22 protein-coding genes, 1 tRNA gene and 1 pseudogene are annotated in these 22,058 nt (G+C 64.3%); 11 read left to right on the plus strand and 13 right to left on the minus strand.

What is annotated here, in order from left to right; all coding sequences use genetic code 11:
* From HMPREF2990_RS11100 to HMPREF2990_RS11120, 5 genes and pseudogenes are all read right to left on the minus strand, one after another.
* Positions 1–244: pseudogene (locus tag HMPREF2990_RS11100) on the minus strand (HNH endonuclease); the annotation flags it as partial.
* Positions 245–346: 102 nt separating this feature from the next.
* Positions 347–1,972, minus strand: a complete 1,626-nt coding sequence (locus HMPREF2990_RS11105) for an MFS transporter (protein WP_246817545.1) — start codon at positions 1,970–1,972, stop codon at positions 347–349.
* A gap of 81 nt (positions 1,973–2,053) precedes the next feature.
* Complete coding sequence (locus HMPREF2990_RS11110) at positions 2,054–2,584, minus strand: GNAT family N-acetyltransferase (RefSeq protein WP_070764684.1); 531 nt, start codon at positions 2,582–2,584, stop codon at positions 2,054–2,056.
* 89 nt (positions 2,585–2,673) lie between these two features.
* Entirely contained in the window at positions 2,674–3,282 is a 609-nt protein-coding gene (locus tag HMPREF2990_RS11115; protein ID WP_070764685.1) for an LGFP repeat-containing protein, read from the minus strand.
* A gap of 64 nt (positions 3,283–3,346) precedes the next feature.
* A complete protein-coding gene (locus tag HMPREF2990_RS11120) occupies positions 3,347–4,027 on the minus strand; it encodes a type 2 periplasmic-binding domain-containing protein (RefSeq protein ID WP_070764686.1) in 681 nt (226 codons plus the stop codon).
* Between the two features lie 24 nt (positions 4,028–4,051).
* On the opposite strand from HMPREF2990_RS11120, the gene HMPREF2990_RS11125 reads away from it, so the two are divergent.
* Positions 4,052–4,411: a DUF5997 family protein gene (locus tag HMPREF2990_RS11125; RefSeq protein ID WP_070764687.1), complete on the plus strand. Its 360-nt coding sequence runs from the start codon at positions 4,052–4,054 to the stop codon at positions 4,409–4,411.
* Here the strand turns inward: HMPREF2990_RS11125 and glyA are convergent.
* Positions 4,408–5,700, minus strand: a complete 1,293-nt coding sequence (gene glyA, locus HMPREF2990_RS11130) for a serine hydroxymethyltransferase (RefSeq protein ID WP_070764688.1) — start codon at positions 5,698–5,700, stop codon at positions 4,408–4,410. The two genes, HMPREF2990_RS11125 and glyA, sit on opposite strands and share 4 nt — an antisense overlap.
* 148 nt (positions 5,701–5,848) lie before the next feature.
* On the opposite strand from glyA, the gene coaA reads away from it, so the two are divergent.
* Entirely contained in the window at positions 5,849–6,784 is a 936-nt protein-coding gene (coaA, locus tag HMPREF2990_RS11135; protein WP_070764689.1) for a type I pantothenate kinase, read from the plus strand.
* 3 nt (positions 6,785–6,787) lie between these two features.
* Here the strand turns inward: coaA and HMPREF2990_RS11140 are convergent, their stop codons facing one another.
* Genes HMPREF2990_RS11140 through mca form a run of 3 tightly spaced genes read right to left on the minus strand, consistent with a single transcriptional unit; the run spans position 6,788 to position 8,779 of the window.
* On the minus strand, positions 6,788–7,558 hold the full coding sequence (locus tag HMPREF2990_RS11140; RefSeq protein ID WP_038589441.1) for an isoprenyl transferase: 771 nt from the start codon (positions 7,556–7,558) through the stop codon (positions 6,788–6,790).
* A 26-nt stretch (positions 7,559–7,584) separates the two neighbouring features.
* The gene (locus HMPREF2990_RS11145; RefSeq protein WP_070764690.1) at positions 7,585–7,896 is read right to left on the minus strand and encodes a hypothetical protein; all 312 of its coding nucleotides are present in this window, start codon (positions 7,894–7,896) and stop codon (positions 7,585–7,587) included.
* Between the two features lie 25 nt (positions 7,897–7,921).
* Positions 7,922–8,779, minus strand: a complete 858-nt coding sequence (gene mca, locus HMPREF2990_RS11150; RefSeq protein WP_141757901.1) for a mycothiol conjugate amidase Mca — start codon at positions 8,777–8,779, stop codon at positions 7,922–7,924.
* Positions 8,780–8,906: 127 nt separating this feature from the next.
* On the opposite strand from mca, the gene HMPREF2990_RS11155 reads away from it, so the two are divergent.
* From HMPREF2990_RS11155 to HMPREF2990_RS11165, 3 genes are all read left to right on the plus strand, one after another.
* Positions 8,907–9,377 (plus strand): DUF4307 domain-containing protein, encoded by a 471-nt coding sequence (locus HMPREF2990_RS11155; RefSeq protein ID WP_070764692.1) that lies wholly within the window; start codon positions 8,907–8,909, stop codon positions 9,375–9,377.
* Between the two features lie 124 nt (positions 9,378–9,501).
* A complete protein-coding gene (greA, locus tag HMPREF2990_RS11160) occupies positions 9,502–10,020 on the plus strand; it encodes a transcription elongation factor GreA (RefSeq protein WP_070764693.1) in 519 nt (172 codons plus the stop codon).
* 43 nt (positions 10,021–10,063) lie between these two features.
* Positions 10,064–10,528 (plus strand): hypothetical protein, encoded by a 465-nt coding sequence (locus HMPREF2990_RS11165; RefSeq protein WP_070764694.1) that lies wholly within the window; start codon positions 10,064–10,066, stop codon positions 10,526–10,528.
* A gap of 60 nt (positions 10,529–10,588) precedes the next feature.
* On the opposite strand, the gene HMPREF2990_RS11170 is transcribed toward HMPREF2990_RS11165, so the two are convergent.
* Positions 10,589–11,365: a Bax inhibitor-1/YccA family protein gene (locus tag HMPREF2990_RS11170; RefSeq protein WP_070764695.1), complete on the minus strand. Its 777-nt coding sequence runs from the start codon at positions 11,363–11,365 to the stop codon at positions 10,589–10,591.
* Positions 11,366–11,468: 103 nt separating this feature from the next.
* On the opposite strand from HMPREF2990_RS11170, the gene HMPREF2990_RS11175 reads away from it, so the two are divergent.
* Genes HMPREF2990_RS11175 through HMPREF2990_RS11190 form a run of 4 tightly spaced genes read left to right on the plus strand, consistent with a single transcriptional unit; the run spans position 11,469 to position 15,675 of the window.
* Positions 11,469–12,467, plus strand: a complete 999-nt coding sequence (locus HMPREF2990_RS11175) for a suppressor of fused domain protein (protein WP_083317165.1) — start codon at positions 11,469–11,471, stop codon at positions 12,465–12,467.
* Positions 12,468–12,524: 57 nt separating this feature from the next.
* Positions 12,525–13,283 (plus strand): SDR family NAD(P)-dependent oxidoreductase, encoded by a 759-nt coding sequence (locus tag HMPREF2990_RS11180; RefSeq protein ID WP_070764696.1) that lies wholly within the window; start codon positions 12,525–12,527, stop codon positions 13,281–13,283.
* Between the two features lie 11 nt (positions 13,284–13,294).
* Entirely contained in the window at positions 13,295–14,851 is a 1,557-nt protein-coding gene (gene crtI / locus HMPREF2990_RS11185) for a phytoene desaturase family protein (RefSeq protein WP_070764697.1), read from the plus strand.
* Positions 14,852–14,865: 14 nt separating this feature from the next.
* Positions 14,866–15,675 (plus strand): hypothetical protein, encoded by an 810-nt coding sequence (locus HMPREF2990_RS11190; protein WP_141757903.1) that lies wholly within the window; start codon positions 14,866–14,868, stop codon positions 15,673–15,675.
* A gap of 17 nt (positions 15,676–15,692) precedes the next feature.
* Here HMPREF2990_RS11190 and HMPREF2990_RS11195 read toward each other — a convergent pair.
* A tRNA-Leu gene (locus HMPREF2990_RS11195) sits at positions 15,693–15,769 on the minus strand.
* A 171-nt stretch (positions 15,770–15,940) separates the two neighbouring features.
* Between HMPREF2990_RS11195 and HMPREF2990_RS11200 the strand changes: the two genes are divergently transcribed.
* Both HMPREF2990_RS11200 and HMPREF2990_RS11205 read left to right on the plus strand, forming a co-directional pair.
* Positions 15,941–16,963, plus strand: coding sequence for a DNA cytosine methyltransferase (locus HMPREF2990_RS11200; RefSeq protein ID WP_070764699.1), 1,023 nt, complete (start codon positions 15,941–15,943; stop codon positions 16,961–16,963).
* Positions 16,960–17,601: a CPBP family intramembrane glutamic endopeptidase gene (locus tag HMPREF2990_RS11205; protein WP_070764700.1), complete on the plus strand. Its 642-nt coding sequence runs from the start codon at positions 16,960–16,962 to the stop codon at positions 17,599–17,601. The genes HMPREF2990_RS11200 and HMPREF2990_RS11205 overlap by 4 nt, the downstream gene beginning before the upstream one ends.
* Here the strand turns inward: HMPREF2990_RS11205 and mfd are convergent.
* The gene (gene mfd, locus HMPREF2990_RS11210) at positions 17,591–21,220 is read right to left on the minus strand and encodes a transcription-repair coupling factor (RefSeq protein WP_070764701.1); all 3,630 of its coding nucleotides are present in this window, start codon (positions 21,218–21,220) and stop codon (positions 17,591–17,593) included. The two genes, HMPREF2990_RS11205 and mfd, sit on opposite strands and share 11 nt — an antisense overlap.
* A gap of 4 nt (positions 21,221–21,224) precedes the next feature.
* Positions 21,225–21,863 (minus strand): TetR/AcrR family transcriptional regulator, encoded by a 639-nt coding sequence (locus HMPREF2990_RS11215; protein WP_070764702.1) that lies wholly within the window; start codon positions 21,861–21,863, stop codon positions 21,225–21,227.
* Positions 21,864–22,058 lie beyond the last annotated feature (195 nt).

A 22,058-nucleotide genomic window follows, 5' to 3' on the forward strand; every position in this document is an offset into this window, starting at 1 on the left:
AGCGGGTGATGTAGGCAAGTGTGTCCAACCGGTGGCCGTTGACGCGCGCGCCTTCCTGGGCACGCGCCTGGTACTTCGTGTGCGAGGTTTTCCCGCACAACACGCTCGCGGTGTCGCGTAACTGCTTTGCGCGGTCGTGTTGGATGCCGTGTGCCTGCAATTGGGCAAGCTCAAGTCCGGCCGCTGCGTGAACGAAGTCGTATCCGCAGCGGTCAACCAAAGCAAGTGCATCCAAATCTGTCATGCACCCGACGATAAACCACGTTTACCTGCCAAACCAAGGGAATGTGAGAATACACCCATTATTGGCCCGAAACGGAACCAACGACCCAAAACTTGCGTCTAATCATGGTTGGGCGTTTGCAGATTGGCGCTGCACCATCAGCGCGCCGAGAAGGCCGAGCACCAGGAAGGCTGCGGAGAAACCGATGGACCAGGCCGCGGAGTGTGCGAACGCGGCGGAGAGGCTCTCCACTATGGCGTCGCGGTCGCTGCCGAGTGAGGCGACGAGGGGGTCGTTGGGCGCGGCGTCGCGAAGCTGCGCGATGGTGGAGCCGGCGGAGGCTTGGGTGGCGTGCGAGAGACCGTCGAGAAGCTGCGGGGGCAAGCCCTCGAGCGCCGCTGGGATTGTGCGGGCCATCGCCGCCGCCAGCGCAGAGCCGGCGATCGCGGCACCGAGGGCGGAGCCGAGCTGGCGGACCGTCGACTGGGTGGCGGAGCCGGCACCGGAGAGTTCCTCCGGGATATCGCGCAGCACCGTCGAGGTCAGCTGCGCGGACGCCAGGCCGAGCCCGATACCGTACAGCACGAGCGCTGCGACCAGCCACCACGTCCCCGCTTGGGTGTCCACCAGCCAGGCCAGCAGCGCCACGCCGACGACCTCGAGGCCCAGGCCAAGTACAACGACGCCGGGCGCGGTCAGCCGCGCGGCGAGGTGGCGGGCGGCGGCCCCGGAGGCGAAGGCACCGAGTGCCATTGCGGCGAGGACGAGGCCGGTGGAGAGCGTCGATAAGCCGACAGCATTGATGAGGAAGAGCGGGAGGACGAACATGAGGGAGAACTCCCCGATCGCCACGGTCGCGGCGGTGAGGTTGCCCCAGGAGAAGGTGCCGACCTTGAACAGGTGTAGGTCCAGGAGCGCGTCGCGGCCGTTGCGCGCGCGGTGCAGCTCCCAGCGGACGAAGAGCCCGATGAACACGATCCCGATCCCGATGGCCAGGGGCACCGGCGAGAGAGACCACTGCTGCGGCCACGACCAGCTGCCGATCTGGAGGGTCTCTTTCTTGGTCCACCAGCCGAGCGTGGTCGCCTCGATCAGACCGAAGACGATCAGGCCGAAGCCGATCGCCGAGGTGAGCAGGCCGTCGACGTCCACACCGCGGGCGTCGCGCTTGCCGTAGGTCTGCGGCACCCAGGCAAAGATGCCAACGAGCACGAGCGCGCCCAGCGGGAGATTCACCCAGAAGATCCAACGCCAGGAGGCGTACTCGGTGAGCACGCCGCCGAGCAGCGGGCCGAGCGCAGCAGTGCCGCTCATCACCGCACCCCAGACGCCGAAAGCTGCGGCGCGGTCCTTGCCGCTGAACAGGGAGTTGACCGAGGACAGCGTCGCCGGCAGCACCAGCGCCCCGCCGACGCCCTGGACCGCGCGGGCAGCGATGAGGCTGCCTGCGCCGCTCGCCGCCGCAGCGAGGAGCGAACCGCTTACGAAGAGGATCACGCCCGTGGCGAAAGTCGTGCGTCGGCCGATGCGGTCACCAAGCCTGCCCGAGCCTAAAAGCAGGGCGGCGAAGATCACGTTGTAGATCGCGTTGACCCACTGCGCGTTGGTCAGGCTGAGATCCAGGGCGGAGATCATCGTTGGCAACGCCACGCCGACGATCGTCCCGTCCATGACGATCAGCGCCAGCCCGAAGGCAAGGACGGCAAGGGCTTTCCACCGATTCGTGGTTTGAGTATTCAGCGTGTGCACGATCATCCTTTCGACGATTCCGACAGTAGGCCTGGTCAGACACTGTCAACATCGACCGATCGGATGATTCGCGGTTACACCTTACTTCTGATCGGGCTTGGGAAGCAGAAGCTCGTAGATGTCAGAGTCGCGCCACTCCCCGGCCTTCTCGCCGTAGGTCATCTTCGCCATATGGTGGAAGGTGCCAACTTTTTCAAAGCCGCGCGAGATGTGCAGGCCGGCAGAGCCGGTGTTCTCCGGGAAGATCCAGGAGTGGATCGACCACTTGTCCAGCTCGATGCAGGTGGCGATGAGCTTGTCCAGAAGCGCGCCGGAGACACCCATGCCGCGCGAATCCGGGTGCGTGTAGATGGAGTCCTCCACCACGCCGTGGAAGACACTGCGCGAAGACGCCTTCGCGGCCGCCACCCAGCCGAGGACCTTCTCGTCGTCCTCGGCGTCCACAGCTACGAAAGCGGTCTCGATGATCTTGCCGCGGGAGAATTCTTCCCACGTCTGGCCGCGCGTTTCGTAGGTGGCGTTTCCTGTGCTCAGTCCCATTTCATAGATCGCCCTGACCTGCGTGTAGTCCTCTGGGCGCATTGGACGAATGTTGAAACCGTTTTTGGTCATGCGCTCCATTCTCATGCGCAAAAAGCCCTCGCGCAAACTGCGCAGAGGGCTTCGTTTCACCACGGCGGGTGAGGTGCTAAAACGGGGCTTTAGGCCTCGTTGATAATAGGCGCGAACGCACCGTCTTCACCGCGGGTCCACTCGATGGTGCCGTGCTCAAACTCCTGGATCCAGCCGGACTCATTCGGCAGCGGGGTCTCCGCCTCCGTGGGGAAGCCGAGGACGGACTCGTGGTTGCCGTTAATCCACTCGTTGGCGATCTCGCCCCAGATCGGCGCGCCACCGGTGTTCTCGTTCCAGGTGACGTAGTGCTCGCCGTCGTAGGAGACGATCCAGCCGTTCTCGGTCTCTTCGACGGAGACTGGCTCGCCCCAAGCATCGTCGGCGTACTTGTCCATCGCGGCTGCCAGGCCGGACGGTGCCATTACAGACTCGCCGTCAGCGGTAGCGATCTCCGCAGTGTCGCCCTCAGCGCCCTCAGCACCTTCTGCATCCTCGGTGTTGTCGGCCCCCTCAGCGCCCTCGGCATCGGTTGCGTCTGCGTCAGCGGTCTCGGTTGCGGTGTCCACCTCGGTTGCGGTCTCCTCGACCACGGAGGTGCCGTCGGTGCTCTCCGCATCGTCAGAGGAGCAAGCAACCAGGCCAGTTGCCAGGGAGAGGGCTGCTGCGGATGCGGCGAGCTTGCGGGAGATGGTCATAAACTAAGCACTCCTTTGTACGTTTTTGTACTGATTTATTACGGCCCCATTATGCAGGCTTTGCTTATCGACGCCGCCGCTTCCCACCCTTACGGGGGTGATTTGCACGCTGCCCCTTGCGGAAATCACCGGTATGCGCCTTAGTGCGCGTCTTCTCCAGTTTGGCTGCCTGGGTCGTGCGCGAGGAGCGCACGGAACGCCCCTTGGTGATGCCGACGAAATCCTGAATCGCGTCGCAGTCGTCGGCTTTTCGCCACACAAGCGCCACCGGCGTCGGTGCCACCGAGGGACCAGTCACCTCGAGCGGGACGACCTGCTTCTTCGAGAGGTGGGTCAACAGCGGCAGCGGGCCGTAGGCAATGCCGACGTTCGCGGCCACGACCTGCAGCGCCTCACGCACCGCGCCAACGTCTGGCCGCTGCGAAAATGCAAGATTCACGTGCTCGCCTTCCAGGTCACGCTCGGCGACCTTCTCCCCCACTTCGGCGTAGACAGAGTCTTTCGGTACAGCCACCCCCGGCGCTTCCTCGTAGAGGCGCACCACGTGAAAGTCTTCGCTCGCCTCGTCAAGCCGCGGGTCGGGCAGGCGGATGAGGGCGACGGGAGGTGGGGACGACGGGGCGTCGATAAGCAGGGCCCAAGGGTCGGGAGAATCGACCGCCTCGATGCGATTGCCGGTGGCCTGCTGGTAACGGCGGATCCACTTCCCCGGCGCGGAGCCGGTGACGAAGGCGAAAGAGAGCATGGACAGAATGCTACCGTGTGCAGCATGACTCAGAAGACGCCGTCGAGCACGGCCATGAAGCCGGAAACCGCCGCCAAGAAGCTGGGCGTGTACCTGCCCGCCACTCCGCAGGAGTTTCAGGAGGGTGCGGTCACCCACGCCGAGCTGCGCGAACTGCAGCACAACCCGCCGGAGTGGCTCAAAGAGCTGCGGCTGAACGGCCCGCACCCGCGGCCGGAGGTGGCGCGCAAGCTCGGTATCTCCATTACCGCGCTGAAGAAGCACGAGATGGATCGCCCGCTGACCACCGCAGAGATCAGCGAGCTGCTGAAAAATCAGCCTGATTGGCTGCGCGAAGCCCGCGCCGCGCTTGCCGCGCAGCGCGGTGACGCAGAAGAAGCCTAGAGCATCTTCCAGTCTTCCAGCTCTGGGTAGAGCGGGTACTTCTCCGCCAGCTTGTCGACGCGGGCGTGCAGCGCCTCAACGTCGGCAGCCTCGCCCTTGATCAAGGTCTCGGCGATGATCTCGGAGACCTCGATGAAGTCTTCCTTGCCGAAGCCGCGGGTTGCCAGCGCCGAGGTACCGATGCGCAGACCGGAGGTGACCTTCGGCGGGCGCGGGTCAAACGGCACGGCGTTGCGGTTGACGGTAATGCCCACGCTGTGCAGCAGGTCCTCTGCCTGCTGGCCGTCCATCTTGGAGTTGCGCAGGTCCGCGAGCACCAGGTGCACGTCGGTGCCGCCGGAGACGACGTCCACGCCAGCCTCCTTCGCATCTGGCTGGGTGAGGCGCTCGGCGAGGATGCGTGCGCCCTCGATGGTGCGCTCCTGACGATCCTTGAACTCGGGCATGCCCGCGATCTTGAACGCGGTGGCCTTCGCCGCAATGACGTGCATGAGCGGGCCGCCCTGCTGGCCGGGGAAGACCGCGGAGTTGAGCTTCTTGTGCAGGTCCTCGTCGTTGGTGAGGATGAAGCCGGAGCGCGGGCCACCGATCGTCTTGTGCACGGTGGAAGAGACCACGTGAGCGTGCGGCACCGGGGAGGGGTGCACACCGGCGGCAACCAGACCAGCGAAGTGGGCCATGTCGACCCACAGGTAGGCGCCGACCTCGTCGGCAATGGAGCGGAACTCAGCGAAGTCCTCGTGGCGCGGGTACGCGGACCAGCCGGCGATGATCACCTTCGGCTTGACCTCGCGCGCCTGCTCGCGCAGCTTCGCCATGTCGATGGTGTGGGTGTCTTTTTCCACCTCGTAGGCGGCAACGTTGTAGAGGCGGCCGGAGAAGTTGATCTTCATGCCGTGGGGGAGGTGACCGCCGTGCGCCAGGCTCAGGCCAAGGATGGTGTCCCCCGGCTCCGCGAGCGCCATGAGCACGGCCGCGTTCGCCTGCGCGCCGGAGTGCGGCTGTACGTTGGCAAACTTCGCGCCGAAGACGGCCTTGGCGCGTTCGATAGCCAGCTCCTCGACCACGTCGACGTGCTCGCAGCCGCCGTAGTAGCGCTTGCCCGGGTACCCCTCGGCGTACTTGTTGGTCAGCACGGAGCCCTGCGCCTGCAGGACGGCACGCGGCACGAAGTTCTCGGAGGCGATCATCTCCAGGGTGTTGCGCTGCCTGCTCAGCTCGTTGACAATGGCGTCGTGCACCTCTGGGTCAAAGGTGGCGAGATCCTGGTAGCGGAAGTCTTCAGACACGTGCTCCGGGTCCTTTCACTTGTATTCAGTAGCAATTCTGCGCAGCTGCGTTCAAAGCGGCCGCTGGCTAGCAGTATAAACGGCCAACCGGGCGCGCGGGGCCACCTGTATTCACCTGCCCTCACGGGTGGATGGAAGAATAGCTGGCATGGCTCAAGGCGCACGGGGCTTCGATTCCAGCCCGTATCTGGATTTCCACCGCGATGACTGGCGCAAGCGGCGTGCGAAGATGCCGCAGGTGCTCACCGCAGACGAGGTAGAAAAGCTCAGCGGTATCGGCGAGAACCTGGATCTGGAGGAGGTCGCGGACATCTACCTGCCGCTGTCGCGCCTGATCCACCTGCAGGTGCGGGCGCGCCAGAAGCTCACCAACGCCACCGAGACCTTTATCGGCGGCGACCCGGGGCACGTGCCCTTCATCATCGGGCTGGCAGGCTCGGTGGCGGTGGGCAAATCCACCACCGCGCGCGTGCTGCAGGTGCTGCTGCAAAGGTGGGATTCGCACCCGCGGGTAGATCTGATCACCACCGACGGCTTCCTCTACCCCACCGCGGTGCTGGAAGAGCGCAACTTGATGGCGAGGAAGGGGTTCCCGGAGTCCTACGACCGCCGTAACCTCATGCGCTTTGTTACCGAGGTGAAATCAGGCAAGCCCGTGGTCAAGGCCCCGATTTACTCGCATAACGCCTACGACATCCTGCCCGGCGAATACATCGAGGTCCGCCAGCCCGATATCCTCATCCTGGAGGGCCTCAACGTGCTGCAGACCGGGCCAACGCTCATGGTCTCAGACCTGTTCGACTTTTCCATCTACGTCGACGCCGCGACCGAGCATATCGAGCACTGGTATATTTCGCGCTTCCTCAAGCTGCGTAACACCGCGTTTACGAAGCCGGGCGCGCACTTTGCCAACTACGCGGGCCTCGACGACACTGCCGCCTCGCGCGAAGCCCGCGAGCTGTGGCAGTCGATCAACCTGCCGAACCTGGTGGAAAACATCCTGCCGACGAAGGTGCGGGCGTCGCTCGTGCTGCGCAAGGGCTTCGACCACACCGTGCAGCGGGTCCGCATGCGCAAGATGTAGCCGCTACTTTCCAAACCGACGCGAGCGCTGCGAGTATTCACGCAGCGCGCGCAAGAAGTCGATCTTGCGGAACGCCGGCCAGTAGGTATCGGTGAACCAGATCTCCGAGTACGCGGCCTGCCACAGCAAAAATCCTGAGAGGCGCTGCTCTCCCGAGGTGCGGATGACCAAATCCGGGTCCGGCTGGCCAGAGGTGTAGAGATGCTCGGAGATGGAATCCACCGTGACTGCCTCCGCGATCTCGGCGGCGCTGGCCCCCTTGCCCGCCTCGTCCTGGATGAGCTCGCGTACCGCGTCGACAATCTCCTGGCGGCCCCCGTATCCCACCGCGATGTTCACGGTCAGCCCGGCCTTGCCCGTAGTCGACGCCGCGGAGCGCTGCATGCGCGCCACCACGTCCTCCGGCAACAGATCAAGGTGGCCGACAAGACGAACGCGACACGTGTAGTGCTCGGTGGCGAGGCCGTCGATGACGTCCGAGATGATGTCAAAAAGCAGCTCGACCTCTTCGGACGTGCGCTGGAGGTTCTCCGTGGACAGCAAATAGAGCGTGACGACGTCCACGTCCATCTCGGCACACCAGCGCACGAGCTCGCCGATTTTGGCCCCGCCCGCGCGGTGCCCCTGCGAGATGTCGCTCAGCCCGGCCTCGCGGGCCCAGCGGCGGTTGCCGTCGGCCATCACGGCGATGTGCTTCGGCCGCTTCTTGCCGCGCAGCTCGCGCCGCAGGCGGTACTCGTATAGCGGGTACAGGATCTTTTCCAGCACAGTCACGCCCCTCACCTTACCTTTTGGCGCTGCTAGAAGATGCGCTTCTTGCTCCGGTCGTACACGCCGGCTTCCTGCATCGCTTTGTCCACCGCCTGTGTATCGAAGGGATCAATGCCGTGCGCTTGCGCGAACTGCTGGCGGCGACGGAAGCGGGAGAAGCGCCGGTGAAACGCGTATCCGAGCGTGAGGATCGCCGCAGCCAGCACGACGATGATCAACAGCCCCACCGGCGAGGCCTTGCCAAAGTCCGGCCCGACCGGCGTTTCCGCCGGTGCCTGGGCAAGCACAAAACTGGTGGCGTTGGTGGCGGAGGCGGCCAGCGTGGAAAACATCGAGCTCATTGTTCTTTAAGCGTCCTTCACTTCTCTACTTCTCTGCGGCGGGTATCCCCGCGAACAGGTCATCCTCGGGCAACGTCGTCTCAACGCGGCTGCGCGCGAGCTCAAACTCCTCAGTCGGCCAAACTTCCTGCTGGTCTTCGACCGGGCTGGCCAGAAACGCGCCGGCCGGGTCGATCTGCGTGGCGTGTGCCCTTAGGGCCTCGGCTCGGTTGGAAAAGTACTCGCTGCACTCCACCCTGGTGGTCACTCGGCTCATCACGTCCGCCTTGTTCTGCTCCCAGCGGGCAATCATCAGCTCGTAGGGGCTGGGCTTGCCCTGGGCAAAGAGCCGCTCCTGCAAAAGCTTCATGCGCTGCAGGATGAAACCGTGGCTGTAGTACATCTTCAGCGGCGTCCACGGCTCGCCTGCCTCGGGCGCAAACTGCGGGTCGCCGGACTTCTCCCAGGCCAGCATGGAAATGGCGTGCACCATGAGGTGGTCCGGGTGCGGGTAGCCGCCATTTTCGTCGTAGGTGATGATCACGTGCGGGCGGAACTCGCGTATCGACGCCACGAGCTTCTTAGTCACCACCACCGTGTCCTGCACCGCAAAGGAGCCTTCCGGCAGCGGCGGCCGCGGGTCGCCCTCTGGCAGCCCGGAGTCCTGGTAGCCGAGCCATTCGTGCTCGACGCCGAGCGCAGACACCGCGCGCGCCATTTCTTCCTCGCGCACCGCGATGATGTTTTCCAGCACCCCGGGGCGGTCCATCGCCGGGTTGAGAATGTCGCCGCGCCGGCCGTCGGTACAGGTCACTACCTTCACGCGGTGCCCTTCGGCGGCGTAGCGCGCCATCGTTGCCGCACCCTTGGACGACTCGTCGTCGGGGTGGGCGTGGATTGCCATTAACCGCAAGCCAGTCACTGAGAAACTCCAACTTTTGTAGGGGGTAGTGCGTTAGCTTCGGCCCATCTTAGTACGATCAGGGTCAAAGTCATCTTTCACTCCCGCAGCAGTTTGTGAGGTCACCGTAGTGTCTAGCTCGAGGTCGCACTCCTCTTCCACTTCCACCCGCCAGCGTTATGGTGCAGACGCGGAGAAGAGCTCGAACCTCCCCGGGCGCATCGTGGCTATTGCCGCTGTGTTGCTCGTCGGGTTCATGATCTTCGCCGTCGCCCGCGTGGTGAGCGACCGCTCCGCGCAGCCGATCAGCGCGGATTTCATCTCCCAGGAGCGCGTCGACGATAGCACCTCCCGCCTGTGGATCGACGTGACCCGCGACGACCCGGAGGTTCCCGCCTATTGCATCGTGATCGCGGTGGACTACAACCACGCTGAGATCGGGCGTCGTGAAGTGGTGCTCCCCGCAGGGGGCGAGACGATGCAGCGCATCCCGGTAGACATGCCGGTCAGCGGGGACCTCGCCTCGGGCCGCGTCTACGGCTGTTCTGAGCAGATCCCGCCCTACATGGATGCGCAGAGTGCCTTCTACGCTGCCAGGTAGCACCTCGCCAGTGTGATAAAATCCCGGCTGTATATTTGTACGAGCAAGAAGAGTGTTCCGTCGGACTGTGCCCGACCTGTATACCAGGCGGGCTCGTTTGACGTATGAGGGAAGGGTAAACCGCATGGCTGATACGCAGAAGCAGTACATCACCCCGGAGATGAAGGCCAAGCTCGAGGCAGAGCTGCAGGCGCTGATTGATAACCGCCCGGTCGTCGCAGCCGAGATTAACGAGCGCCGCGAGGAAGGCGACCTGAAGGAGAACGCGGGCTACGACGCAGCGCGTGAGCAGCAGGACCAGGAAGAGGCCCGCATCAAGCAGATCTCTGAGCTGCTGGCCAACTCCACCACCGAGCGCACCGGTGTGGTCGAGGGCGTCGCGCACGTGGGTTCTGTCGTGCACGTCTACTACGACGGTGACGAGAACGATAAGGAGACCTTCCTGATCGGGACCCGCGCGGCCTCCACCGGCAACAAGGACCTGGAGACCTACTCGGAGAACTCCCCGCTGGGCGCTGCCGTGGTTGGTGCCTCCGAGGGCGAAACCCGCACCTACACTGCCCCGAACGGCCGCGAGATTTCGGTGACGATTCTTAGCGCGGAGCCGTATGATTCTGTTAAGGCGTCCACGCCGCGCGCTTAACCCGCTAGATTTTAAAGTTCAACCTTAAAGAAGGACTGATCCTGTGATTTCCGTTTCCCGCACCGCTGCGGCCGGCCTCGTCGCCGTGGCAGCTGTCTCCCTCGCCGCATGCCACCCGCCGCACCAGGTCGATTCTGAGCAGAAGGTCGACACCGCTACCAGCCAGAAGGCTGAGTCGCTGGCATCCTACGGCGCTACCACCACCGTCTCCAGCGCCACGGCCACCTCCGCGGCTGTGGCGGATGAGACGCCGACGATTGCCAACTGCGGCGCTGTCGAGCTCGAGCGCCCGACCGAGTTGACGCTGGATTGCCAGGGCCAGGACGATGTCCTGCGCAACATCACCTGGGATTCCTGGGAGGCAGACATGGCCACCGGCACCGGTACCCGCAATGCGCAGCAGCCGGAGGTTGCCATCTCGCTGAGCAACCCGCAGGTGGTCAACGGCGTGCTGGCCTACACCGACATCACGGTGGACGGCACCGCGATCTACCCCGAGGGCAACTAGCCCACAGCGTAAAAGCCCGGCCCCGCAAAGATTGCGGGGCCGGGCTTTTGTTGTGCGCGCCTAGCGGTTTTGGAAGATGTAGAGCAGGCGCAGGATCTCGGTGTAGAGCCACACGAGGGTCACGGCGAGGCCGAGTGCCACGCCCCACGCAGCCTTCTCGGGCGCGCCGGTGCGCACCAACTTGTCAGCCACGTCGAAGTCCTGCAGGAAGGACAGGGCGGCCAGCACGACGCAGACCAAGCCGAAGATGATGGCGAGCGTGCCACCGCCGCGCAGCGGGTTGATCCCGGTGAAGATAGCGAGCAGGAAGTTGCCCAGCGCCATGATGGCCACGCCGAAGATCAGGCCAGTGATGATGCGGTTGAAGCGCGGCGTCACACGGATGGCACCCGTGCGGTAAACCACGAGCATGCCGATAAAGACGCCGATGGTGCCGACGATCGCCTGGAAGACGATCATCATGCCGTTCGAGTCACCGACCTGCATGCCCGCGAACAGGAAGGAGAAACCGCCGACGAACAGGCCCTCGAAGACGGCGTAGAGCAGCGTGAGAGTCTTCGAGCCGAAGTTCTTCGAGAACGCGTGCACGAGCACGGTAATGAAGGCGGCGATGGCACCGCCGAAGGTCAGCATCATGCCGAGGCCCATATTGGAGAGGCTCAGCATGAAGTTCGCGATCGCGAAGACGACGATGACAGCGAGCGTGATGCCGGTCTTGCTCACCACGTCATCGATGGTCATCGGGCGGTCGGCGTCCTGCATCTGCGGCTGGTAGCCGTAGCCCTGCTGGTGCTCTGCCTGGGGCAGGTTTTTCAAAACTGGGTTGTTACTTCGCACTTTGAGGTCGAGTCCTTTCAGTGAAGCTTTCGCATGTCCGTTCTTCACAATATGTAACGCACCACTGCCTTGGAAAGTTCCCGAGCGGGCCTAAAGTGTTGGTATGCAGCTGCCCAGTTGGGGCGCGCCAGAGCTGTTTGCCCGCGCCCATCCTCAAAGGTTTCGCCCCGCGCTCGTGGGCGACGCGTTGCGCGAACGCCTGATTTCGTGCACCAGCGACCCGGATCCTTTTGCCACGTCTTACCGCGGCGTGGACATCCTCGCCTTCCGGGTCGATGCGCCACTGCCCCATTGGCTGTATTCCACTTTTGGGCTCGCGCCGGTGCGTTCCTCGCAGCCTCTGGCTGGTACCCATACGGAGCTGACCTTGCGGGTGCCGGTTACACACGACCCGCTGCCTCCGGTGTGGCCCGCCGCGCTTCTCGCACACTTGGTGCGCCACATCCGGCACCGCGGGGCGAGCATCGAGCCGGGTCACTACATGGACTTGCGCCACCCAGTGCGTCCCGACGCCCGCCTGACCGGGCTGAGCTTCGTCACCGACCCGATCCTCGGGCTGGTGGATGGCCCTCTGGCGCTCGCCCAGTTCACCTACGCGGTCGGGCTCACCACAGCCGACCTTGAGGCGGCACTCGCATGGGATCCACTGAAGCTCACGGGCGTGCTTGGCGACGTCTTCCCGCTCGGACTCAGCGACCCCGAACGCGCGGATCTCGCCGCAGATCCCCAGGCTGCGGCCCGGATCGCGGCAGCGACCGCAGCCGAAGGCTCGAGCATTGGTGCGGCGAGCGTGCGCCTGCTCGACGCGGAGCCGGGTGGGCGCGTCGACGTCGACATCGCCGGCGCGCGGGCAATCCTGCGCGCAATGCGCCACCGGCTCCCCTTCGACCGCAGCTTCGCACTTGTCGAGGACACCGGCAACGCATGGCTGCTATTCGAACCCGACACAACTGCGGCGCTACTGCCACAGGACCAGGGGCTGCTCATTCACACTCCAGAAAACCTGCGCAACGAAATCCTGGCCACCCTGGATGCGAAGCCAGGCAAGTACAGCTTCGTCAGCGCACCCCTGACGTTGCACGTGGTGGACACCAGCACGTAAGGCCCGGAAGTTTTACAGTGGGGAAAGCAAGGTACACGCATAAGGAAAGGACTCCCCATGGGTATCTTTGACAATCGCGTCGCGCTGGTCACAGGCGCAGGTTCCGGTATCGGCAAGGCAATCGCCCAGGACTTGGCCGCCCACGGCGCCAAGGTCGTGGCCAGCGACATCAATCTGGAGGCTGTAGAGGCAGTCGTCGCTGAAATCGAAAACCACGGCGGCACCGCCAAAGCCTTCACCCAGGATGCCTCGAGTAAGGAGGACAACGCCGCGGCGGTCGCCTTCGCGGTGGAGCACTTCGGTGCGCTGCACCTGGCGGTCAACAACGCGGGCATCGGCGACCAGGTGCCGCTCGCGGAGAAGAAGCTCGAGGACTGGGATCGCCTGATCAACCTCAACCTCAACGGCGTGGCCTATGGCTGCCACTACCAGCTCATTCAGATGCTCGCGCAGGACGACGAGGCGCCGTGCGCGATCGTGAACATGTCGTCGATCCACGGCTCGGTGGCGCGCAGGGGTGGCATCGCGGCCTACGCCGCCGCCAAGCACGGGGTAATCGGCCTGACCAAGTCCATCGCCGCCGACTACGCAGACAAGGGTATTCGCTGCACCAGCGTTGGGCCGGGCTACATTGATACCCCGCTGCTGGAGCGCCTGGGTGAGGAGAAGCGCCAGGAGCTGATGCACCGCCACCCGCAGGACCGTCTGGGCAAACCCGAAGAGGTCGCTGCCTTAGTCCGCTTCTTGCTCAGCGATGAGGCTTCCTTCATCAACGGCTCCTACCACCTCGTCGACGGCGGCTACACCTCAATTTAGAAAGCATTCCCGTGTCCACTACTTCACCTCAGCGCGCGGCCGTCATCGGTGCCGGTTTCGCGGGTCTGGCAACCGCGGCGCTGCTCGCCCGCGAGGGCTACGACGTCACCGTCATCGAAAAGCTCGACACCGTGGGCGGGCGCGCCGGCGAGGAGACCTACGAGGGGTTCCGCTTCGACATGGGCCCCTCGTGGTACCTCATGCCGGACGCCTTCGACCACTTCTTCGCGCTGTTTGGCTACCGCACCGAGGAGCTGTTGGACTTGGTACCGCTCGACCCGGCCTACCGCCTCTTCCCGCAGGGCCAAGATCCGATCGATGTACCCAAGGACCCGGCGCAGGCCATTGAACTCTTCGAGTCCATCGAGCCGGGTGCCGGGAAACAGCTCACCGAGTACCTGGATTCTGCCGAGCGGACGTATGACCTCGCGCTGCGGCACTTCCTCTACACCACCTTTTCTTCCCCGGCAGCGTTTCTCACCCCGGAGGTGCGCGCGGGCTACGCAGACCTGGCCAGGTTCCTCACCACCCCGCTCGACCGCTTCGTCGCCCGCCGTTTTCACGACACGCGCCTGCGGCAGATGCTCACCTACCCCGCGGTGTTTCTGTCCTCGCACCCGTCGAAGACCCCTGCCCTGTACCACCTGATGAGCCACACGGATCTCACCCAGGGCGTGCGCTACCCGCTCGGCGGTTTTGCCGCGGTGGTGGACGCCGTCTACCGGATCGCCCGCGAGCAGGGCGTGCGCTTCCGCATGGGCAGCGAGGTCAGCGCAATCACCTACTCAGGTTCGCGCGCCACTGGTGTGCAGGTGGGCACAGAGCAGTTGCTTTTCGACGTCATCGTGTCCGCCGCGGACCTCCACCACACAGAGACTCGCCTCTTGCCTCCCAAGAAGCGCACCTACGACGAGCCATACTTCAGCACACGCAACCCCGGGGTCAGCGCAGTGCTGGTGCTGTGTGGGGTGCGCGGGAAGCTACCCCAGCTGGACCACCATAATCTGTTGTTCAGCCGCGACTGGGACACGGACTTCGACGCGGTGTTCGCAGGCCCGGTCGCCGAGCGCCCGTTGGGCGCCTCGCAGTCGATCTACGTCTCGAAGCCGTCGGCCACCGACCCGAGCACTGCCCCGGACGGCGATGAGAACCTATTCGTGCTCGTGCCTGCCCCAGCTTCGGCGGCGCTGGGGGCGGGCGATGCGTACGGCGAGGGGGCGTCGATAAGCGTGCAGCGCATTGCGGAAGCCGCGCTGGACCAGATCGCCCAGTGGTGCGACATCCCGGACCTACGCGAGCGCATCGTGGTGCAAAAGACAGTTGGCCCGGCAGATTTTGCGGCGCGCTACCACGCTTGGTCTGGCGGGGCGATCGGACCGGCACACACGCTGCGGCAATCGGCGTTCCTGCGCGGGCGCAACGCCTCCCGCAAGCTGGAGAATCTCTACTATGCCGGCGCAACGACTGTGCCCGGAGTTGGCGTGCCAATGTGCCTGATCAGCGCGGAAAATGTGCTCAAGCGACTGCGCGGCGATACAAGTTCCGGCCCACTGCCGACCGATTTTTAAGTATGGTCGGGCGCATGAAACGACACACTGCAATTGCCGCATCCATCGTGACCACCATCGGCCTGACCCTGGCCGGCTGCGCCGAGGACGACGCCACCGTCGCAGAAACCTCTGAAACCGCAGAGGCCGCAGACACTGCTGAGTCGGCGGAAACCTCCGCAGCCGATGATGCTGCCAACGGCGAGGCCCCCACCGAGCACAGCGAGAAGGCCCAGGAGCTCATCGCCGCCTTCAAGGAGCAGTACCCCGACGCCGAGGAGACGGACCTCAACGAGCTCTACGCACAGATGGAACAGGCCAATGAAGAGATGCCCGAAGAGGCAGACGTGAAGGTGGACCCGCCGGAGTGCGACTTCTCCGATAAGACTGACGAGCTGGATACGCTGGCCACCGACCGTTCCTTCGGCACGCTGGTCTCTACAACCGTGGGCGGCTCGGAGCCCACCGAGGATGACATGGGGATTCCCCCGATGGATGCCACCTCGATCGATCTGGTGATCCACGACTTCGCCGACGAGAAGGACGCCAAGACCTACCTCGAGGGCAGCGACCTGTACGACGGCAAGTGCTCCGAGATCACCGTCACGAACGGCGAGGGCGAGGGCGCGTTTGAGGCCCACCAGACCTTTGAGAAGACCGACCTGACCCTCGACGGCGCGGACGATTCCTTCTCCAACAACGTGACTATGGATGGCGCGCTCAGCCAGAGCGGCGGCATGCTGTTTGCCCGCTTCGGCGGCACCGTGGTGACCATTTCCACTTCTGGCCAGGACCCGGAGGAGGCCCGCCAGGCGCTCGAGGACACCGTTGCGGCCCTGAATTAAGGGAAAACGGGCAGATTTGGTGCCCCCAGTGGGACTCGAACCCACACTGAATCGATTTTAAGTCGACTGCCTCTGCCGATTGGGCTATGGGGGCAACAGCCAAATATCGTACCTGCCCGCACCGCTTCATCCCGAATCGGCACCGTGCACATATTCCACAACCAAGCCTAAGGAAACATATGTTCGACTAAAGGGCTTCTGATGTTCTCCCCCGACAATACGCTCATGCCCCATACAGGCAGGTTCGTACAAGGTGGGTTGCACGTTGAAGAAGCTCAATTCAGTCGAGATTTGCGCAGGTGCCGGTGGTCAGGCCTTAGGCCTGGAACAGGCTGGATTCGACCACAGCGCTGTTGTAGAAATTGATGACCACGCAGTTGCAACGCTTCGCGCCAATCGTCCGGAGTGGAATGTTATCCACCAGGACGTCTTAGAGTTCGACATCTCCCCCTATACCGAAGATCTCGATCTTTTTGCTGGAGGTGTCCCCTGCCCTCCTTTTTCCATTGCCGGTAAGCAGCTCGGCCAGGATGACGAACGCGATCTTTTCCCGCGCGCAATTGAGTTGATCGCCGAGGCTCACCCTAAAGCTGTCATGCTTGAGAACGTCAGGGGGTTGGCGCAACCACGCTTCGAGGCCTACCGAAGCCAACTCGTCAACAAACTCGCGGATCTGGGCTACCAATCGCATTGGGAGCTCATCACCGCGGCTGACTATGCGGTGCCCCAACTAAGGCCACGCTTTATTCTCGTCGCGCTCAAAGACGAGTACGCGGAATACTTCGCATGGCCCAAACCTGTTGGCACCAGAACAACAGTGGGCGAAGCACTTGAGCCCCTCATGGCCGAGAATGGCTGGCCTGGCGCAAAGGCATGGGCGAAGCAGGCTAACAATATAGGCCCCACCCTCGTTGGCGGTTCGAAGAAGCACGGTGGCCCGGACGTCGGCCCGTCACGGGCCCGTGAAGCCTGGAAGAAACTCGGCGTGCGCGGTACCAGTATCGCGGAGGAACCTCCTGCCGCAGATTTCCCAACAGATCTCCAGGATGAGCTTCCTCGCCTGACTGTAAGAATGGGCGCAGTAATCCAGGGCTTCCCTTCGGAGTGGAAGTGGGAAGGCGGCAAAACCGCCGCCTGGAAGCAAGTGGGTAACGCGTTCCCGCCGCCGGTCGCGAGAGCTATTGGCACTCGCATAGCGTGTGCTTTATATAAAGAACCACTCGGCCACCTTGCTCCCGCAACCCCAATCATCCCTGAACTACCGCTCTTCCAGGATTTTTCATCATGAAAACGCCCCCAATGCCCCGCCAATGGCTCTTCCTCCTGCCCTGCGCCCTCGGCGCGCTTGGGCTCTTCCTCGCGCGCCGCGCCGGCGACGGCTCCCCCGGCTTCTTCGCCGCCACGCTCGCCACCGCCGCGATCTACGGTCTCGCCTGGTGGGTGTGGGGAAATCGTTCGGCGTTTGCCGGGCCGCGCAAGCTTAACGACGTCGCGCTCGGGGTCGCCGCCGGCCTCGCCCTCGCGCTCGTGTTCTTCCTCGGAGCACTCGTTGTCGCCCGCATCCCGTTTCTGGCCGAGCCAGCGACGGAGCTGCTCGCCACCCCAGAGAAGGGCGGGCTCGCTCCCACGCTCGCCGTGCTCGTGCTCAACGGGGTCGGCGAGGAGCTGGTCTACCGCGACATGGTGCCCCGCCAACTCCGCCTCTTAGGAATGAGCATCAATGCCCAAGGATTATGGTCCACGCTGCTCTATACGCTGATCACCGTGGCGATGGGCGTGCCGCTATTACTCGTCGGTGCCTGCCTGCTCGGTGCGCTCGCGTTCGTGCTCGCCGCGCGCACCGGCAGGTGCCTCGCCCCAATCGCAGCGCACCTGACCTGGAGTACCTCGATGGCCCTGGTGCTGCCGCTGCTACTTACTCGCTGACGGAGATCACTTTCTTCTTCTTGTGCTTCTCTGGTTGCGCAGTCCCGTTGACGTCGATGGTGTCGATGTCGAACATGCTGGAGAGGAAGTCGGCGACCCACTGCACGAGTTCGATGTCGCGCAGGTTCGGGCTGTTGATCGTCTTCGATTCGCGCGGCATGGGCACTTGCAGCGTCTTCGCCGCGGCACGGTAGTTCGCCCCGGAGTAGAGGCGCTTGAGGCGCACCTGCTTGGAGTCGGGCAGCTCCACGGGGTGGAACTTGATGCGAGTGCCCTGCACCATGATGTCGGAGACGCCAGCCTTGCGCGCCTGGTGGCGCAGCCGCGCCACGGCCATGAGGCGATCGACCTCCACCGGCATGGGGCCGAAACGGTCCACCATTTCTTCTGCCACGCGGCGCAGGTCTTCCTCCTCGCGCGCCTCGGCGAGCTTGCGGTAGATCTCCAGGCGGAGGCGTTCGGCGTTGACGTAGGTGTCGGGGATGTGGGCGTCGACGGGCAGGTCTACCCGGATCTCCTTCGGCCCCTGGTCGGTGCCGTCGACGGGCCCGCCGTCCAGCATGGTCTTGAAGGTTTCCACTGCCTCTCCCACCAGACGGACGTACATGTCAAACCCCACCCCGGCGATGTGGCCGGACTGCTCGGCACCCAGCACATTGCCGGCGCCGCGCATCTCCAGGTCCTTCTGCGCGACGGCGATACCCGCGCCCAGGTCGTTGTTCTGGGCGATGGTGGACAGCCGGTCGTAGGAAGTCTCGGTGAGCGTCTTTTCCTTCGGGTAAAGGAAGTAGGCGTAGCCGCGCTCGCGGGAGCGGCCGACGCGCCCGCGCAGCTGGTGCAGCTGGCTAAGTCCCATGTTCTGGGCGTTTTCCACGATGAGGGTGTTCGCGTTTGCGATGTCCAGGCCGGTTTCCACAATCGTGGTGCACACGAGCACGTCGTATTCGCGGTCCCAGAAGCCCTGCACCGTCTGCTCGAGCACCTGCTCGCTCATCTGCCCGTGCGCGACCACCACGCGCGCCTCCGGCACGAGCTCGCGTAGGTTCCGCGCAGTCTTCTCGATGTCGGAGACCTTGTTGTGGATGTAGAAGACCTGCCCATCGCGCAGCAGCTCGCGACGGATCGCCGCCGCAACCTGCTTCTCCTCCTGCGGGCCAACATACGTCAGCACCGGGTGGCGGTCCTCGGGCGGAGTCGTAATCGAGGTCATCTCGCGGATTCCGGTCAGGCTCATCTCCAGGGTGCGCGGGATCGGTGTGGCGGTCATGGTCAGCACGTCCACGTGGCTCTTCAGTGCCTTGATGTGCTCCTTGTGCTCCACGCCGAAGCGCTGCTCCTCGTCCACAATGATCAGGCCGAGGTCTTTCCAGTGCACGCCAGTAGCTAACAAGCGGTGCGTGCCAATGACGACGTCAACGGAACCGTCCGCCAGCCCGTCGGTAATCTCCTTGGCCTCCTTGGCGGAGGTGAAGCGGGAGAGCTCGCGCACCGTCACACCGAAGTTTTCCATCCGCTCAGCAAAGGTGGTGTAGTGCTGCTGGGCCAGCAGGGTGGTCGGCACGAGCACGACGACCTGCTTGCCGCCCTGCACCGCCTTGAAGGCAGCGCGGACCGCTACCTCCGTCTTGCCAAAGCCGACATCGCCGACGATGACGCGGTCCATCGGCGTCGGCTTTTCCATGTCGTCTTTGACCGCCTCGATTGCGGCGAGCTGGTCCTCGGTTTCCACGAACGGGAAGGCGTCTTCCATCTCCTGCTGCCAGGGGGTGTCCGGGGCAAAGGCGTGGCCCGGCGCGGCTTGGCGCTTGGCGTAGAGCTCGATGAGCTCTCCGGCGATCTCGCGCACGGCGGCACGCGCCTTGCGTTTGGTGTTCTTCCAGTCCGAGCCGCCCATCTTGGACAGGTGCGGCTTCTCCCCGCCGGTGTATTTGCTCAACAGGTCGAGCGATTCCATGGGGACCCAGAGCTGGTCGCCGGGCTGGCCGCGCTTGGCCGCCTGGTATTCCAGGACGATGTACTCGCGCCGCGAGTCCTCGTCGCCGGTCTTGATGGTGCGCTCGGCCATCTTCACAAACTTGCCGATGCCGTGCGTGTCGTGCACGACGAAGTCGCCCGGAGTCAGCGCGAGCGGATCGACGCGGTTGCGCCTGCGCGGAGCGCGCCGCTTCGCGCCGGCGATGTCGCCGACGCGGTTACCGGTGACGTCGGTCTCCGTGACCACCACCAGGTTGGGACCCGGGAACACCACACCGGCGTGGCTGAGCGCTTGATAGAGGGTCACCGCGCCCTCAACGGGTTCGAGCCCATCGGTGGCGATCCGGGCAGACACCCCGTGCTCGCGCAGCCGCTCGGCAGTGCGCTCGATCGTGCCCTTGGCGGGTGCGACGAAGGCGACCTTGCCGTGGTTTTGCTGGACGTGCAGTTTCAACGTGGCGTAGAGCTGTTCGATCGCCTTCGGGTCGCCCTTCGGCGCGGGGGCGGGCTCGAATTCCAGGGGCAGGGTCTCCGTATCGTCAGCGGTGAACATGCCGGGCGGGGCGAACGTCCACCAGGCGTTGCCTGCCTTTCGCGCCGAGACTTCCAAAGACTCGTAGGAGCGAAACGACGACGCAGAAACATCAAGCCCCTCCACGGCGAGCGGGCCCTCCGCCCCCATGGCTGCGGCCTCCCAGCCCGCCTCGAGAAACTCCTGGTCGGTGACCTCCAAGTCCGCGATGCGGGAGCGTACCTTCTCCGGCGAAGTCACCAAGCAGATGGAGCCGGAGGGCAACAGCTCCGGCAAGACCGAATACGGCTGATCCGTGAGCGCGGGGATGAGCGCTTCCATGCCGTCGGCGTGCATGCCCTCGGACACGCGGGTGAGCAGCTGCACCAGGGTCGGGTTGGAGGGGAATTTCCGGGCGAGGGCGTCGGCTTTTTCGGACACGGTGACGTCGATAAGCAACTGCCTGGCGGGGAAGATTTCGACGAGCTCGGTCTCTTCGATGGTGCGCTGGTCCGCGACCGCGAAGCTGCGGATGTCGGTGACCTCATCGCCCCAGAACTCGATGCGCACCGGGTGCTCGGCGGTGGTTGGGAAGACATCGATGATGCCGCCGCGGGTAGCGAAGTCCCCGCGCTTGGACACCATGTCGACGTGCTCGTAGGCGTAGTGGGAAATCTGCTCGGTGAGCTGCCCGAAGTCGTACTCGTGGTCGCGCTCGATGCGGATCGGCTCGATCTTCGGCAGCACCGGCTGGCAGGCGGCCCGCGCGGCGGCGACGATCACCTGCGGCATCTCCCACAGCACCTTGGCGCGGCGGCCCACCACATCGGGAGCGGGCGACAGGCGCTCGTGCGGCAGCGTCTCATACGCCGGGAACTGCGCGACCTTGTCCGGACCCAACAGGGCTGCAAGCTCGGCGGAAAGGTCCTCCGCCTCGTGGCCCGTGGCTGTGATCACCAGCAGCGGCACCTCGCGCGCGAGCGCACCGGCGGCCCAGGCGCGCACCTGGTCGATCCCGGTCACGTGCAGCGTGTCCATCCCAATGTTGGCCACCAGCCCCTTGAGCTTGGGGTCGGTCAGGGCCATGGTGAGCAGCCCGCCGAGTGCAGGTGCCGAAGAGACAGTATTTGGCATGTACTTAGTCGTCCTTACTTCCCTTTGTAGGCTCAATCTCAAAAGGCACGATGTGCGGCTGTGCCTCCAGGCCGCGCAGCCCGTTCCAACACATGTTGGCAATGTGGGCTGCGGTTTCGTACTTGTCCGGCTGCCGCTTATCCAGCCACCACAGGGCAGTATTGGACACCGTGCCAACGAGTGCCTGCCCGTACAACATGGCCACCGACGCATCTAATCCACGCTGCGTAAACGCCTGCTCCAACAGCGCGGAGACCTGCGAGGTCACCCGGTTAAGCAGCGTGGCGTACGAGGGCCTCTCCCCCGGCGGCTGGCCGCGCGCGATAATGATAAACCCGTCGGTTTCCTCCTCCACGTAGGTCAAGACGGCGACCACGCCTTTCTCGATGCGCTCGCGCCAACGGCCGTGCTGGATCACCGTGAAGATGCGCTCCTCCAGCTTCGCCATCTCCTGCTCGATCACTGCGCGGTACAGGCCTTCCTTACCGCCGAAGTGCTCGTAGATGGCGGGCTTGGAGACCTCCGCGCGTGCGGCGAGCTCCTCGACAGAAATGCCGTCGAGGCCGCGCTCCGCAAAGGCGGCGCAACCGACGTGGATGAGTTGGTCCCGACGCTGCGCGCCGGTCATTCGCTGACGAGCCATGCCACCCAGCTTACGTTCCGCGCACCGCAGCCTGGTATTTAAGGTTTTGACAACCATGCGCTAGAATCGGTGCCTGCTGTTCCCCATGGTGTAATTGGCAACACTACGGTTTTTGGTACCGTCATTCTAGGTTCGAGTCCTGGTGGGGAAGCAACTACCCGGCCCGCGACTCCGCGGGCCGGTTTTCGTTCACGC

The organism is Corynebacterium sp. HMSC071B10 (assembly GCF_001814825.1).
Classification (GTDB): domain Bacteria; phylum Actinomycetota; class Actinomycetes; order Mycobacteriales; family Mycobacteriaceae; genus Corynebacterium.

Excerpts from the sequence above, each read along its gene's own strand:
- HMPREF2990_RS11180 (WP_070764696.1), top strand. The coding sequence starts at position 12,525 with ATGGGTATCTTTGACAATCGCGTCGCGCTGGTCACAGGCGCAGGTTCC.
- mfd (WP_070764701.1), bottom strand. The coding sequence starts at position 21,220 with ATGCCAAATACTGTCTCTTCGGCACCTGCACTCGGCGGGCTGCTCACC.
- coaA (WP_070764689.1), top strand. The coding sequence starts at position 5,849 with ATGGCTCAAGGCGCACGGGGCTTCGATTCCAGCCCGTATCTGGATTTC.
- greA (WP_070764693.1), top strand. The coding sequence starts at position 9,502 with ATGGCTGATACGCAGAAGCAGTACATCACCCCGGAGATGAAGGCCAAG.
- HMPREF2990_RS11110 (WP_070764684.1), bottom strand. The coding sequence starts at position 2,584 with ATGACCAAAAACGGTTTCAACATTCGTCCAATGCGCCCAGAGGACTAC.
- HMPREF2990_RS11175 (WP_083317165.1), top strand. The coding sequence starts at position 11,469 with ATGCAGCTGCCCAGTTGGGGCGCGCCAGAGCTGTTTGCCCGCGCCCAT.
- HMPREF2990_RS11215 (WP_070764702.1), bottom strand. The coding sequence starts at position 21,863 with ATGGCTCGTCAGCGAATGACCGGCGCGCAGCGTCGGGACCAACTCATC.
- HMPREF2990_RS11205 (WP_070764700.1), top strand. The coding sequence starts at position 16,960 with ATGAAAACGCCCCCAATGCCCCGCCAATGGCTCTTCCTCCTGCCCTGC.
- mca (WP_141757901.1), bottom strand. The coding sequence starts at position 8,779 with ATGGCAATCCACGCCCACCCCGACGACGAGTCGTCCAAGGGTGCGGCA.
- HMPREF2990_RS11190 (WP_141757903.1), top strand. The coding sequence starts at position 14,866 with ATGAAACGACACACTGCAATTGCCGCATCCATCGTGACCACCATCGGC.
- HMPREF2990_RS11120 (WP_070764686.1), bottom strand. The coding sequence starts at position 4,027 with ATGCTCTCTTTCGCCTTCGTCACCGGCTCCGCGCCGGGGAAGTGGATC.
- HMPREF2990_RS11145 (WP_070764690.1), bottom strand. The coding sequence starts at position 7,896 with ATGAGCTCGATGTTTTCCACGCTGGCCGCCTCCGCCACCAACGCCACC.
- HMPREF2990_RS11125 (WP_070764687.1), top strand. The coding sequence starts at position 4,052 with ATGACTCAGAAGACGCCGTCGAGCACGGCCATGAAGCCGGAAACCGCC.
- HMPREF2990_RS11115 (WP_070764685.1), bottom strand. The coding sequence starts at position 3,282 with ATGACCATCTCCCGCAAGCTCGCCGCATCCGCAGCAGCCCTCTCCCTG.